Source organism: Enterococcus sp. C74 (genome assembly GCF_040887125.1).
GTDB classification, from domain to species: domain Bacteria; phylum Bacillota; class Bacilli; order Lactobacillales; family Enterococcaceae; genus Enterococcus_B; species Enterococcus_B hirae.
On record NZ_JBFOFA010000003.1, the window covers coordinates 275,993 to 290,502 of the forward strand.

At 36.4% G+C, this 14,510-nt stretch carries 16 protein-coding genes; 14 read left to right on the forward strand and 2 right to left on the reverse strand.

From position 1 onward, the window contains the following. Positions 1-360, forward strand: coding sequence for a MerR family transcriptional regulator (locus tag AB3H93_RS05795; RefSeq protein WP_010737903.1), 360 nt, complete (start codon positions 1-3; stop codon positions 358-360). A 236-nt stretch (positions 361-596) separates the two neighbouring features. Here the strand turns inward: AB3H93_RS05795 and AB3H93_RS05800 are convergent, their stop codons facing one another. Beyond that, on the reverse strand, positions 597-1,736 hold the full coding sequence (locus tag AB3H93_RS05800; protein WP_034700797.1) for a PLP-dependent aspartate aminotransferase family protein: 1,140 nt from the start codon (positions 1,734-1,736) through the stop codon (positions 597-599). Between the two features lie 266 nt (positions 1,737-2,002). Here AB3H93_RS05800 and AB3H93_RS05805 point away from each other — a divergent pair, with 266 nt between their 5' ends. The 3 genes from AB3H93_RS05805 to AB3H93_RS05815 are packed head-to-tail and all read left to right on the forward strand — an operon-like array spanning position 2,003 to position 5,177. Then, entirely contained in the window at positions 2,003-2,356 is a 354-nt protein-coding gene (locus tag AB3H93_RS05805; protein WP_010718437.1) for a Rid family detoxifying hydrolase, read from the forward strand. A gap of 17 nt (positions 2,357-2,373) precedes the next feature. Further along, positions 2,374-3,702 carry a CoA-disulfide reductase gene (locus AB3H93_RS05810; protein ID WP_368020279.1) on the forward strand — a complete coding sequence of 443 codons (1,329 nt, stop codon included), beginning with the start codon at positions 2,374-2,376 and terminating at the stop codon, positions 3,700-3,702. A gap of 14 nt (positions 3,703-3,716) precedes the next feature. Further along, positions 3,717-5,177: a cation:dicarboxylase symporter family transporter gene (locus tag AB3H93_RS05815; protein WP_368020280.1), complete on the forward strand. Its 1,461-nt coding sequence runs from the start codon at positions 3,717-3,719 to the stop codon at positions 5,175-5,177. A gap of 212 nt (positions 5,178-5,389) precedes the next feature. Here the strand turns inward: AB3H93_RS05815 and AB3H93_RS05820 are convergent, their stop codons facing one another. Continuing rightward, positions 5,390-6,055: a transcriptional regulator gene (locus tag AB3H93_RS05820; RefSeq protein ID WP_010737898.1), complete on the reverse strand. Its 666-nt coding sequence runs from the start codon at positions 6,053-6,055 to the stop codon at positions 5,390-5,392. Positions 6,056-6,258: 203 nt separating this feature from the next. Here AB3H93_RS05820 and AB3H93_RS05825 point away from each other — a divergent pair, with 203 nt between their 5' ends. The 10 genes from AB3H93_RS05825 (at position 6,259) to AB3H93_RS05870 (ending at position 14,498) form a co-directional block, all read left to right on the forward strand. After that, positions 6,259-6,372, forward strand: coding sequence for a putative metal homeostasis protein (locus AB3H93_RS05825; RefSeq protein WP_010718433.1), 114 nt, complete (start codon positions 6,259-6,261; stop codon positions 6,370-6,372). 116 nt (positions 6,373-6,488) lie between these two features. Further along, the gene (locus AB3H93_RS05830; RefSeq protein WP_096708916.1) at positions 6,489-6,983 is read left to right on the forward strand and encodes a GNAT family N-acetyltransferase; all 495 of its coding nucleotides are present in this window, start codon (positions 6,489-6,491) and stop codon (positions 6,981-6,983) included. Positions 6,984-7,154: 171 nt separating this feature from the next. After that, a complete protein-coding gene (gene alsS, locus AB3H93_RS05835) occupies positions 7,155-8,819 on the forward strand; it encodes an acetolactate synthase AlsS (protein WP_368020281.1) in 1,665 nt (554 codons plus the stop codon). Between the two features lie 12 nt (positions 8,820-8,831). After that, positions 8,832-9,542 (forward strand): acetolactate decarboxylase, encoded by a 711-nt coding sequence (gene budA, locus AB3H93_RS05840; protein WP_178305827.1) that lies wholly within the window; start codon positions 8,832-8,834, stop codon positions 9,540-9,542. Between the two features lie 162 nt (positions 9,543-9,704). Further along, positions 9,705-10,190 (forward strand): GAF domain-containing protein, encoded by a 486-nt coding sequence (locus AB3H93_RS05845; RefSeq protein ID WP_025480112.1) that lies wholly within the window; start codon positions 9,705-9,707, stop codon positions 10,188-10,190. A gap of 158 nt (positions 10,191-10,348) precedes the next feature. After that, positions 10,349-10,612, forward strand: coding sequence for a hypothetical protein (locus AB3H93_RS05850; protein ID WP_010737894.1), 264 nt, complete (start codon positions 10,349-10,351; stop codon positions 10,610-10,612). A gap of 140 nt (positions 10,613-10,752) precedes the next feature. After that, entirely contained in the window at positions 10,753-11,157 is a 405-nt protein-coding gene (locus AB3H93_RS05855; protein ID WP_096708919.1) for a MarR family winged helix-turn-helix transcriptional regulator, read from the forward strand. Positions 11,158-11,184: 27 nt separating this feature from the next. After that, positions 11,185-11,823 carry a nitroreductase family protein gene (locus AB3H93_RS05860; protein WP_010718426.1) on the forward strand — a complete coding sequence of 213 codons (639 nt, stop codon included), beginning with the start codon at positions 11,185-11,187 and terminating at the stop codon, positions 11,821-11,823. Between the two features lie 15 nt (positions 11,824-11,838). Then, a complete protein-coding gene (locus AB3H93_RS05865; protein ID WP_010718425.1) occupies positions 11,839-12,126 on the forward strand; it encodes a putative quinol monooxygenase in 288 nt (95 codons plus the stop codon). 455 nt (positions 12,127-12,581) lie between these two features. Beyond that, positions 12,582-14,498 carry a MucBP domain-containing protein gene (locus AB3H93_RS05870; protein ID WP_368020282.1) on the forward strand — a complete coding sequence of 639 codons (1,917 nt, stop codon included), beginning with the start codon at positions 12,582-12,584 and terminating at the stop codon, positions 14,496-14,498. Positions 14,499-14,510: the final 12 nt, after the last annotated feature.

The following is a 14,510-nucleotide window of genomic DNA, read 5'->3' on the forward strand; positions in this document are numbered from 1 at the left end:
ATGAACATCAAACAAGTGAGTGAAACGAAAGGGATCTCGCCCGATACATTACGTTATTATGAGAAAATTGGTCTCATTCCACCTGTACATCGCACGAAAGGCGGAATCCGTGATTATACAGAAGAAGACCTCAACTGGGTAGATTTTACAATTTGTATGAGAAATGCTGGCTTATCCATTGAGTCGTTGATCGAATACAATAAATTGTGTAAGCAAGGAGACCAGACAATTGCTGCTAGGAAGCAATTATTGATGACAGAAAGACAGCATTTGATTCAAAAGATCGATGAGATGCAAGAGTGTTTAACACGATTACATAAGAAAATCGAGAATTACGATCGGTATTTATTAGAACAATAAGATATTAGTCCATGTTAGCCAACAGTTGGTTAAGAGAACTTTTACAGCCTAAATAAAACAGTTCTGAAATTTTTACCAATGATGGAATAAAAAAATTTGATGAAAAAGAAGGCATGTCGGAAGTGTCTAACTCTAAGAAATAAGCCGGATAATCCCAAATAGGAGGAACTATTTGGGGATTATCCGGCTTATTTTCGATGATAGAACTCACCATGAATATCAGATAGTGAGTGAAACTACATAGCATTTAACGCATCATCAAGATCAGCGATCAAATCTTCTACATCTTCGATCCCGCATGAAAGCCGAACTAAAGTTTCAGTGACACCCATCGCTAATCGATCCTTTTCAGGCATACTGGCATGAGACATCGCCCAAGGATAAGAAAGGATGGATTCCACACCGCCGAGACTGACAGCGACGATTGGTACACGACAGTGTGTGAATAAGGTTTCAATTTGCTTAACTGAATCTACTTCAAATGACAAAATAGCACCACAGTCTTCGCATTGTTTTTGATGGATCGAATGTCCAGCATGCTGTTCAAGACCAGGATAATAAACGTTTGTTACTTTCGGATGATTGACGAGAAAGTTAGCTAATTCACTAGCGTTTCGAACTGATTTTTCCATTCTTAACCCCAGCGTTTTAACGCCGCGCAATAGTAGCCAAGCATCTTCAGGACCTAAAATCCCGCCCAGTGCTTTTTGATGTTCCTTTAATTGCTGATACAGCTCCTCGTTATTTGTAGCGACCAAACCTGCAACAACGTCACTATGTCCATTGATAAACTTTGTTGCACTATGTATCACGATATCAACACCTAAATCTAAAGGATGTTGTGAAATGGGTGTCATAAATGTATTATCTGCAACTGTTAAGATCTGATACTCGTTAGCCAATTCAGTCACTTTCTTTATATCAGTGATTGTTAATAATGGATTGGAAGGAGTTTCAATGTAAAACATTTTTGTTTCTTTTTTAATCGCTTTTTGCCAAGAATCAATATCCGTTTCATCAACAAAAGTGCAATCGATCCCGAAACGAGCTAAGAAAAGATGGATGCTTTGGAAGGTTCCACCATAAATATTTTTACCTAGTACTAAATGATCTCCTTTGGATAAAAGGAACAGGACAGCGTTAATAGCAGCCATTCCTGATGAAAAGGCTAAACCGAACTGCGCGTTTTCTAATGAAGCAATACATTTTTCCGCCGCTTCGACAGTAGGGTTACCAAAACGAGTGTAACTAAAACCTGTGTGAGTGAAGACATTTTTTTGATGAAACGTGGAAGTTTGATATTTAGGTATCGACGATGCGCCTGTAACTGGGTCGATGACTGGGTAATCGTGTAGAATTTTTGTGTTGATATTCATATGGGTTTCCTCCAAACCTACTTCATGTATCTCAAAAATAACACATTCATTTCCGTTATGTCAACGCTTTCTTGATAAAAAATTATCAATGAAATTAATTGCTTGCGTTAGATTTTAAATAACATTAGTTTTTATAATTTTATTTTAAATAAAAGAATTTTTGCGGTTTTTAAAAACTCTGAAAGTGGTTGACTGCCTTGAAAATATATGATAATTTTTTAGTGTAATTGTATTCTATGATAAAAAATTATTAAAGGAGGAAAAGAATGAGTAGCAACAAATTACCGTATGAAAAATACCGCGTGGCGGGAGACTTGATCTTTGTTTCTGGACAGTTACCAATCGATCCAACCACTGGTGAAATCGTTTCTGAAGAGATTAAAGCACAAACGAACCAAATCATGATCAATATATCACAAGTGTTGGAGGAGCTAGACTTGACCATGAATCAAGTGGTTAAAACGACTTGTTTTCTAACTGATATGAATCATTTTGAAGCATTTAATCAAGTGTACGCAGAACACTTTGGTGAACGTTTCCCAGCACGATCAGCTTTTCAAGTCGTTGCCTTACCAAAAGATGCTTTAATAGAAATCGAATGGGTTTTATCTAAAGCATAAGAAAAGAGGAAGAAAGAATGAAAATAATAATCATTGGTGGAATTGCTGCAGGAATGAGCGCGGCGGCCAAAGCAAAGAGAGTCAATCCAGATGCAGAAATCATTGTGATTGAACAAGAGGATTATATCTCTTTCGGCGCTTGTGGACTTCCTTATTATTTAGGTGAAGAATTTAATGATGAACAAGAGATGTTTGCTCGAACGCCTGAACAAATCGAACGTTTAGGAATTAAATTATTGTTGCGCCATCGAGTAGAATCAATCGAATTTGCCACTAAAACGTTAGCTGTAAAAAATTTAAGTACAAATGAAGTAAGTCATGAAACTTATGATCGTCTGATGCTGGCTGTCGGTGCAAAGCCGTTTGTTCCTAACATTGCTGGTATTGATTCCAGTGATGTATATACGATTACAAAACTTAATGAAGTCAAACGACTACAGCAAGAATTATCAAATTATCAAAATATTGTCATCCTGGGTGGTGGATTTATTGGCATTGAAGTAGCTGATCAGTTAACGAAAGCAGGAAAAAATATTCATTTGATCGAGATGGCTCCTCACTTGATGAATCGTTCATTTGATCCGGAATTTTCTACTAAAATTAAAGAAGCTATTGAAGAAGAAAATGTAAGGGTTTCCTTGGAGGAGTCTGTTCTAGAGATCGAAAAAAATCATGAACAAGTGGTAGCTGTCAAAACGAATAGAGGAAGTTATCAGGCGGATGCGGTGATCGTTGCTGCTGGATTTGTTCCTAATACCAGCTTTTTGAATGATCAATTGGAATTGTTAGGAAATGGTGCAATTAAAATCGATACATATGGGAGAACGTCTCAAAAAGATGTATTTGCGGCAGGTGACTGTGCTTCGATTCCCCATCGAATCTTAGGGGATATTTACCTTCCTTTAGTGACTACAGCGAATAAAATGGGACGGATCGTTGGGATCAATCTTAGCGGTGTACAGATGCAGGAATATTCAGGGACATTAGGCAGCAGTGCGATCAAAGTAGGAGAGTATGAGGCAGCAGCGACTGGTATCACTGAAAAAATGGCAAGAGAAAAAGGATTAGATATCAAAACGACTTGTATTGAGACGATGAATCACTCAAATTATTATGGAACTCAAGAAAAAATCATGATCAAACTGGTTTATGACCGACAAACAAAAGTGTTGTATGGTGCCCAACTATTCGGGAAAAATGAAACAGTTCTTCGTGCGACTGGCTTAGCTGTTGCGATACACGCTCAAATGACGACTGAAGAATTAGGATTTGTTGATTTTGCTTATGCACCACCTTTTTCTTCTACGTGGGAAGCACTAAATGTTGTAGCAAATACTGCAAAATAAAGGGGATGAATAAATTGATCGATGCACCTTTTTTTACTCAATTTCTGAAAGTAAGTAATTATTATACTGCGGGAGGAATCGCTTTGCTGATTCTCTCCCTTGGGGTAATGAAGTACCTCAAAGACAAACGGATTAATTTCTCAAAACGAATGATTTATGCTCTTATTCTTGGTTTGCTTTTAGGGGTTGTCATTGATTTGATTGGTTCCGATAGCGAAATTTATACCGAATTTGCTCGAACGGAAATCAATGCCTGGTATGCCCTAGTTGGTTCAGGATTCTTGAAGATGATCCAGTTGCTAGCTATTCCTGTCGTGTTCTTATCGATTATCAAAGTAGTGATTGATGTCAAAGGAGAACGGTTAAAATATTTGACGGGAAAAACTTTTGCAACATTACTAGGGACTACGGCTATCTCTGCAGCATTGGGGATTGCGGTTGTCAAACTCTATCGGCTTAACGGTGCAGAGTTTGCTGGAGACTTGGCAGCAGACAAAGCAGAAAGTATTAGTAATATTGCTTCGCAAAGTTTCCCGGAATTTTTCTTGAAACTGATACCTAACAATATAGTTAGTGTGATGGGGGATAATGGGAGTATTGTATCGGTTGTGATCATAGCGGCTATGTTTGCTGGAGCTATTCGCTTCTTACAAGTCAAAAAACCGGATCAAGTGGCGCCTTTTGTTACGTTGTTGGACTCATTAAAAGTAACCGTAATTTCCGTTTTAACTAACGTGATCAAGTTGATGCCGTATGGGGTTGTTGCCTTAGTAAGTAATACAATTATTTCTAGAGGGATTCAAGCAATTATGGGAATGATCGGATTTATTGCAGCTCTATATACTGGTGTTCTTTTGATGTTGATCGTTTATGTCATTTTATTACTATTCATGGGTGTGAATCCAATTGTTTTTTACAAAAAAGCATTTACGACACTATTGTTTGCTTTTTCTTCCCGTTCAAGTGTAGGAACTTTACCTTATACTTTGAAAAATCTGGAAGAAGATCTAGGTGTGTCTCAAGAAACGGCAAATTTTGTTGCTACTTTAGGAACTTCGATTGGTATGAATGGATGTGCTGGTGTATTCCCTGCTATGCTTGGTGTTTTAATGGGATCAGCTGTTGGCGCGGAAATGGATCTATCCTTTTATTTCTTGGTGGTCGTTGTCGTTACGGTAGGATCCATCGGAATTGCTGGTGTGCCTGGTACGGCGACTGTTGCGGCGACAGTTACTCTTAATGGCTTAGGGTTTGGACACACGATCACAAGTATTGGAGCGATATTTGGTATCGATCCGATTGTTGATATGGGACGTACCATGTTGAACGTCGCAGGCTCAATGGTTTCTGCGATTATGGTAGATAAGTGGGAAGGAACATTTGATAAACAAGCGTTTTTGGCACCATTGAATAAAAAAATGAAGAAGAGTAATAGACAATGGGAAAAGTTATGTGTTCAATTAGTGATCAAATGATATCTAGGTAATGAGTTGATACCAACTCGCTGATTGGATCGTTTTTACAATAGCCTTCATCTGTTTCAAAAGTGAAACAACCAAGAAATAAGACGGCACGCCTTAGTGAAGAGGAGTGCCGTCTTTAGTTTCAAAGCCCATCATGTCTGAGAAGCTGTTAAAAAAATGCTTGCTTATTGTCATTGGAGGTAACCGATGCTTTCGCAATCTCTTTACTTTTCTCCTTCAGCAATCTTCAGGTAACGATAAACGCTGGGATCTGATATGTTGAGAATCTTAGCCACTTGTGAAACAGCGCCTTTGATTTGGAAGATTCCTTTTTCATTTAATTGGCGAATGATTTTAATTTTCAACTCTTTATTTAAAGGAGTTTGTTTGTCCAAGAGATCGGAGGGGACGATAGAGTAGATAATCCCTTCAATGGTTTCTTCCAAGATCTCAACGGATTCGGGGAGGTGATTTGTATCAAACACTGCAAGTGGTTGTTTTTCTGTTGATAAGCCAGCTAATGCGAGTATCTCCTTTGAGAGTGACTGATATTTGCTGATATCTTGATTAATGCAAAGTAATCCGACTATCTTCTGCTGATCATTGCGTATAAAAAAAGTGGCACCTCTTAATTTTTTCCCATTGATTGTTTGTGCATCATAGTTGACTAAATAATCTTGTTTAAGATATTTCTTTGAGCGCACCATTTCTAAAGCGAAACCAGTAACAGGAGAATGGATATCTCGTCCACTTATATGATTGTTTTCAATGGCAGCGATATGAAAATGACCTTCTTCCAGATGATGAAGAACCACTTCATAGTTTTCCCCTAAAGCTTGTCCGAGGAATTTGACCAGGGATATATATAGCGTTAATTGAGTGTTATTCATTTTCTCACCTTGATAATTTTTTGTTACTTTATAATACCATCTTTGTTTGCTGTTTACATTATAAAATAATCGTTATTTCATTTTATTTTTTATTGACAAATTTTTTGGGTGAAGTTATATTGTTTGTATAAATCGTAATCATTACTATTTGAGTTCGTGAACGGTTTATTTGATAAAAATAGACTTGAAAAAGGGAGAAAGCAATGGAAAAACAAGACTTAGCGAGTGCTTATCGTCGGCTAAAGAGCCCCAATATCAAAACGAAAAAAAGAGCACTGAAAATCATCCATCAATACAAGCGTAATAAAAATAAGTAAAAACTATCATTTGCTAAAAAACGTGTTTGTTTTGATTAGTGATCTTATCAGTAGATTCTTGTCTTAAAAATTTGAACTGGTATAATAGTTTTTAAACAAAAAAAGGTGTGTACTATATGATCCGTTATTCTATAGCAGCTAAAGAAGATTTACCTCGCATCGTGGAGATTTACAATCAATCGATTTTAACGAAACAATCAACTGCCGATGTAACGCCCGTAACTATCGAGGATAAATTGGCATGGTTTGAAGCCCATGATCCTAAGAAACGTCCGCTATGGATCATGCAAGAAGCAGGGGAAATCATTGGCTGGATCAGTTTGAGTGATTTTTATGGACGACCAGCATATGATCAAACGGTAGAAATCAGTATTTATATTGATGAGACCTATCAACATAGAGGCATTGGGCAGTATGCTATGGACTTTGTAGAAAAACAGCTCCCTGGCTTAGGTATTGAGACCGTGCTAGCCTTTATCTTCGATAGTAATCAAGCGAGTCAACGTTTATTTGAAAAAAATGGTTATTGTTTATGGGGGCTACTGCCTGAAGTTGCGCAAATCGATGAGAGATTGCTTGGGTTAGCTATTTGGGGAAAATCGTATCGCTAATCAAATGAGCTGTAGTTTCATGAATTTTTCTGAAACTGCAGCTTATTTTTCATATTACTACACAAATGAAAAAATTTGTGTTACACTCTTTTTGTGAAACAGTTTGTAAAACTGTACTAATAAAAAAGCGTTTTTCGAGAGAATATTTAATGAAAAGGGAGTAATATTGTAATGGATGATGAAATGAAACAAGGTTCTAGAGCTGTAGTAGAAAGTTTAACAAATCACCAAGTCGAATATGTTTTTGGGATTCCAGGAGCAAAAATCGATGGGGTGTTTAATGAGTTAGAAGATCAAGGACCAGAATTAATCGTTACGAGACATGAACAAAATGCCGCTTTTATGGCTCAAGCAATTGGACGAATCACAGGCGAGCCAGGCGTCGTCATTGCTACTAGTGGTCCTGGAGCTAGTAATTTAGCAACTGGGCTAGTGACCGCTACGGCTGAAGGTGATCCGGTTCTTGCAATTGCAGGACAAGTCAAACGAAGCGATCTACTTAAATTAACTCATCAAAGCATGGACAATGCTGCTTTATTTCAGCCAATCACTAAATATAGTGCAGAAATTCAAGATCCAGAAACAATTTCAGAAGTGATTGCCAATGCTTATCGAATGGCTAAAAGTTCGAAAAAAGGAGCAAGCTTTATTAGTATCCCACAAGATGTGGTAGATGCGACTGTAAAAAATGAAGTCATCAAACCTCTAAAAGATCCACAATTAGGTTCTGCTTCTGCTGGCGATATCGATTATTTAGCGGAACGTATTCAAGAAGCGAAATTACCTGTTTTATTAATTGGGATGCGAGGTTCAAGTAAAAAAGAAACAGCAGCGATCCGTAGATTAGTAGCAAAAACAGGCTTGCCGGTGGTAGAAACTTTCCAAGCCGCTGGTGTGATCTCTAGAAAATTAGAAAACTATTTCTTTGGCAGAGTCGGTTTGTTTAGAAATCAACCAGGAGATATGTTATTGAAACGAAGTGATCTAGTGATTGCGATTGGTTATGATCCAATCGAATATGAAGCAAGAAACTGGAATGCTGAAAAAGATGCTCGAGTAATCGTTATTGATGAAACACCAGCTGAGATTGATTCTTACATGCAGCCAGAAAGAGAATTAATCGGGGATATCTCTGAAACATTGGATCTGTTGACGGATTCTTTAACACCGCATCAAGTGTCACGTGATGCGAAAGAATACTTAGCCTTTTTGCAAAATAAATTAACTGAGCGTGATATTGTGCCAACAAAAGACCGCGAAGGAATTTTACATCCTCTAGAAGTCATTAATACACTCCAAAATAAAGTGACAGATGAGATGACTGTTACTGTAGATGTAGGTAGTCACTACATTTGGATGGCACGTCATTTTAGAAGTTATGAAGCAAGACATCTATTATTTAGCAATGGGATGCAGACACTAGGCGTTGCTTTGCCATGGGCAATCTCCGCTGCATTAGTACGTCCTAAGACACAAATCATTTCGGTATCTGGTGATGGTGGTTTCTTATTTTCTGCTCAAGATCTAGAAACAGCTGTTCGTAAAAATTTGAAGATCATTCATTTGATTTGGAACGATGGCCGTTACAATATGGTGGAATTTCAAGAGATCATGAAATACCAACGAGCTTCCGGTGTGGATTTTGGCCCGGTTGATTTTGTAAAATATGCAGAAGCTTTTGGTGCTAAGGGGCTTCGTGTGACCTCTGTCGCTGAGTTGGAACAAGCAATAGAAGAAGGATTTAAAACGCAAGGTCCAGTTATCATCGATATTCCAATCGATTACCGTGACAATGAAAAACTTGGTGAAACGATTTTACCAGATCAATTCTATTAAGGAGATGCTAAGATGAGTGAAAGAATACTTTTTCAACATGGAACACTAGGAGCATTGATGGCAGGACTAATGGATGGTACTGAGACGATTGAACAGATACTCAAACACGGGACTTTAGGTTTGGGAACGCTACATGGATTAGATGGGGAAGTCATCTTCCTAGATGGTGAAGCTTATCAAGGACGTTCCGATGGAGTAGTTGTTAAGCTGACAGGAAAAGAAACCACTCCTTATGCAGCAATCACCCCATTCATTACAGATGAACGCTTTGAAGTCAAAAATCAAACAAAAGGCGAAGAATTAAAACAATCAATTTTAGCCAGTCAAGCAGGAAACAACTTATTCTTAGCGATAAAAATTACTGGGCTGTTTAAAACAGTCCACACACGTATTATGCCAAAACAAGAAAAGCCTTACCGAAGATTAGCAAAAATATCAGAGTCTCAACCTGAATTTCATGAAACAAATAGTCAAGGAACGTTAGTTGGATTTTATACGCCAGAACTGTTTCAAGGAGTAGCAGCTGCTGGATTTCATTTGCACTATATCGATGAAGCTAAACAATTCGGAGGGCATGTCATTGATTTTGAGCTGACAAAAGGCACTGTCGAAATCAGTAAAATCGAAACACTTGTTCAACATTTTCCCAGCGATGATCCAACGTTTATTGGAACGACAATAGATTATGCAAACTTGGAACAAGAGATCCAGCAAGCAGAATAATTTTCTAATGAGTCCGTGCTAAAAATTAATAATGAAAGTATTTTATATTTGAAGGATGTTCTTTTCCCGTCTTTCTGTCTAGTAAGGTCAGTTTTTTCTCAATGACTAGTCAGCAAATCATTTCTAAGCTATAATTTTTTCATAGAAGGAGTGGTTGAGATGTTGTGGACAGAAAAGCAAAAAGAAGATGCCTATCAAATTTTATTATTACAGCAAAAAGGATTATTAGAGGCAGAAGATCATTGGCTAGCAAATTTAGCGAATTCTTCTGCTCTGTTGAACGAGACATTACCAGAAACAGTTTTTGCAGGTTATTACCTATATAATGGCGAAGAATTGATTTTGGGTCCATTTCAAGGTCGTGTTTCTTGTACTAGGATCACAATGGGAAAAGGGGTTTGTGGTGAGTCAGCACAAACAAAAACTACATTGATCGTTGATGACGTTAAGAAACATGAAAACTATATTTCTTGTGATTCTGCAGCTCAATCTGAAATCGTTGTGCCCATGATCAAAGAAGGACATCTGATTGGCGTTCTAGATATTGATTGTGGTGTAACAGGCGGGTATGATCATATTGATCAAGAATATCTTGAGAAATACGTAGAAATGCTTATTGATATCGTGCCTTTAGATGTTATTTCTTAAAAAATTCAATAACTTTAACAAGTGAAATCAAAAGAACACTCGAAATAGTCGTTCTTTTGATTTTTTTCTAAAATTATAATGGTTTTTGGTTTTCATAATCTAATTTTAATGTTATTATCATTTTATAAAATGTTAGAACGATTAAAGGTGGATGAGATATGAATAACGAAGAAATCATTTTGGGACAAAAATATGCGTGTAAGCCAATCGGTTTAAAGCATGTAGTAGTAGGTGAAGTCATTAATAAATTAGAAAATTGTATCGTGTTATGTGTGGAAAAATACCAAGAAAGTGATCATGAAGAAATATTAGAAAAATGTGGGAAAGTGGTTGCGAAATATGCGGATGTATATGATTTAACTACTATAGAAGCCATTTTTGAAACTTCTTCAAAAATTTATGAACCAGCGCTTGTCTCATAAATAAAAAATAGTTTAAAAGAGAAAGAGGAATAGCTTTCTCTTTTTTTTGTTATTCAAACTTTTATGCTTTACAAGTCTCACTAAAACATTTATATTATTGATAAGTCAATAATTGACAAGTCAACGGAAGGAGGATGGAGATGGATTTAAGAAAACTCAGTCAGTTACTCTATAAAATCAAAATTATCAGTCAAGAAGGATCAGCTTTGTTCGAGAAAGAAACTGGATTCAGTTTGACGAGATATGAAATGCTGATGTTTTTATGGGAAAAAGGCAAATGCTTACAAAATCAAATTCAAACAGATCTGAAAATAGACAATGCAGCTATCTCTAGACATTTGAAGATATTGGAAGAAAAAGGCTATGTTTCACGAAAACGCAATCCAGAGAATAATCGTGAAGTATTTGTTCTACTGACGGATACAGCCAAACGAGAACTGGCTAAGTGTGAAAATAATCATCAACAGTCCGCTGACTCTTTGTGCATTTCGTTGACCGATGAAGAAATCACCGAACTAACAAAATTATTGAATAAACTTTATTAACTACATTAGGAGAAAGAAGAGAGAGAAATGAGCAAAGAATTAGTAAACAATGATTTTTCAAGTGTTGTATTTGGAAGAAAATCCGTTCGTGTATATGATGAAACGGTTAAGATTTCTCATGAAGAAATGTTAGAAATGATACAAGAAACAACAACAGCACCATCTTCAGTTAATATGCAACCATGGCGTTTTGTGGTGGCAGAAAGTGAAGAAGCAAAAGCAAAATTGAAACCATTGATCCGTTTTAATACGAGACAAAATGATACTTCATCTGCAATGGTTATGATCTTTGGGGACATGAACTGCTACGAATATGGGGAAGAAATCTATGATCAAGCAGTAGCAGAAGGTAAGATGCCGGCAGAAGTCCGAGACCAACAACTTGCTGCGATCCTTCCTTATTACCAAAACTTTACACGTGAACAAATGAATGACGTTGTGAAAATTGATGCTAGTTTAGCTGCAATGCAATTCATGCTAGTTGCTCGTAGTCACGGCTATGAAACAAATCCAATCGGGGGATTTGAAGCAGACCAATTGGCTGAAGCTTTTGATCTCGACAAAGAACGTTATGTTCCAGTGATGATCTTATCTGTTGGGAAAGCAGTAGAAGAAGGGTATGAATCTGTTCGATTGGCTCCAGAAAAAATTACAACTTTTAAATAAAGCGAGTGTGGAAAAATGATCGTTATCAATGCAAAATTTTCAATCAAACCAGAAAAAAGAAATGAATTTCTTGCGGAAGTCAATGAACTTGTTGCAAGTACAAGAAAAGAAGACGGGTGCTTAAGCTATCAATTGTACGAATCAATCGATATTGAAAATGAATTTGTCATGGTTGAAAATTGGCGTGATCAAGCAGCGATTGAAGGACACAATCAAAGTCCGTTACTTCAACAATTATTTAAAAATATGAGTCAGTATAGTAGTAAGAAGACAGAAATAAATGTTTCTCAAACAGTAAACTAATTTTTTGATTAAAGAAGTTATGTGTTAAATCTATCTTATAAAATGTAACTAAATAATTTCCAGTTCGTCATGGTAAAATGATTAATCATTTACCGTGACGGGCTTTTTTTGTTAATCAATCATTTTTACTAAATAAACAGAATCGGATTTTAAATAACGTTTGTGAATTTTTTTAAGAATGTAAAAATCATAATTTTAATTTCTTAACTAGATATTTTTTTATTTTAACACACAGAAAACCTTGTTTTAATAATAAAATAATCTTGAGAATCTTATATGTTACAGGTAACATTAATATGTAGGTTAAACTACTATTGTTTATTTTAAATAACGTTTTTTAAGGAGGAGGATAATCGGATTCAAGTACATAAATAAAAGTAACCAACCTTAGAATAAAGTAAGAAAAAGCTAGGTTAGCGAAATTTCAAATATAACTGGGGGAGCAGATAAATTAAATGACGAAAAGAAAGCAAAATAAAAAAATAAAAAAAATGAAAACAATTATGAACTCAGCATTGCTGATGACCACTGTAGTGGGGTTGCTAGCACCTAACGTATTGGCAGCATCCAACGCAGTAAGTGAAATCGAAATAATTGATGAGGTGCAACCACCACATGATTCAGGAACATTGGACCTATCCATGCCTGAACCGGAAATAGGACGGGTATCTGTCATTGGGGTAGATGTAGATACACAAAAAGCACTTTGGTTTTCAGAGGAATTCGGTTTTATCGGAAACAATGTAACCTTATTCGCTGAAATTGTAGAAGGGTATGAATTGATCTCGCCAGATAGAGTGATTATTTATATGGAAACGCCAGAGATGTATCACAATTTTTATTATAAAAAAATTGAAGATAGTCCTGAAGAAAGCTTCTCATCAGTCACTGTGCAGTATTTACATAATGAAACTGGTCAACCGATTGCCGAACCTACGGTAATTAATGATTTAGAGATTGGAACAGAATACATAGGAAATGCACTGGTGATTGATGGCTACACGATCGTAGGGCCTGAAACTTATACAATCAATGTTTCCGAGGATCCAAATAGCAATATCATTACTTTCCGTTATGATGAAAATCCAGTGACTAAAGAAAAAGCAGCTGTAACTGTTAAGTATATTAATGAGAAGGGGGAATCGATTGCTGAAGATAAAATAATAAGTGACCTGGAAGTCGGCTCTACACATACAGAAGAAGCGTTACTTATCGAAGGATACGAATTGCTGAGTACCAAAGTCCAAACGATAGAAATACAAAGCGAAGGCAATATCATTACATTTATATATGAAACTAAGGAAACAACGCCGCCAGAAAATGAAAAAGCCGATTTGACTGTGAAATATATTGATGAGCAAGGTCAAACGATTGCTAATGATAAAATAATCCAAGACTTAGAAGTCGGCTCTACATATACGGAAGAAGCGTTACTTATCGAAGGATACGAATTGCTGAGTGCCAAAGTCCAAACGATAGAAGTACAAAGTGAAGGCAACACCATTACATTTATATATAAAACCAAAGAAACATCACCGTCAGAAAATGAAAAAGCCGATCTGACTGTCCGATATATCGATGAGCAAGGTCAATCAATTGCGGAGAAAAAAGTAATAACTGATTTAGAGATTGGGAAGCTTCACAAAGAAGAAGCGTTGCTAATCAAAGGATATGAACTAGTTAATCCGAAGTTAGCGATACAAGAAGTCATGATTGAAATGGGAACAAACACGATCACGTTTATCTATAAGAAAATCAAAACAACAGTAGCGTTAGCAGAAAACGTTGCTTTCATTTATGGTACAGAAGGAAAACAAATGACGGCGGTTATTCCAGGAGGAACAACGATGTACGTTGTTTTGAACGGGGAAATCATCGGAAAAGCCAAACAAGAAAAGGTCAATTCTTCTCGTTTAGTAGATGTAAAAGTAGAAGAACCGACGACGATTTATTTATCTAAAGCTGTAGCAAATGGGGAAACAGTTCAATACTATACAGAAAATGAAGCCGGAGAAAAATCAGTCATCTCAGAAATTACACGCCAAGAAAAGACGGATCAAACAAATAAACCAACTGAGAATGACGACAACAAACAAGATCAAAGTAAAGTGGATACCACAACTGAAACGAATAAAAATAAAGAAAGTACCGAAAAGAAAGAATCAAATCAAACGTCAACTTCAAAAAATGGTAGCACCACAAAAAATAATTCTACAGGTACGACCAAAACCACCGTATCTGGAAAAGCTACTTTACCAAAAACAGGAGAGCAACAAAATCGCTTATTGCGCAGTTTAGGAATGGCACTTTTAGTAACGGTAATGGGGATCAGTTACATATTAAAGAGAAAAAATAGAATAAAACAAGATTAAAAATCATTCAAT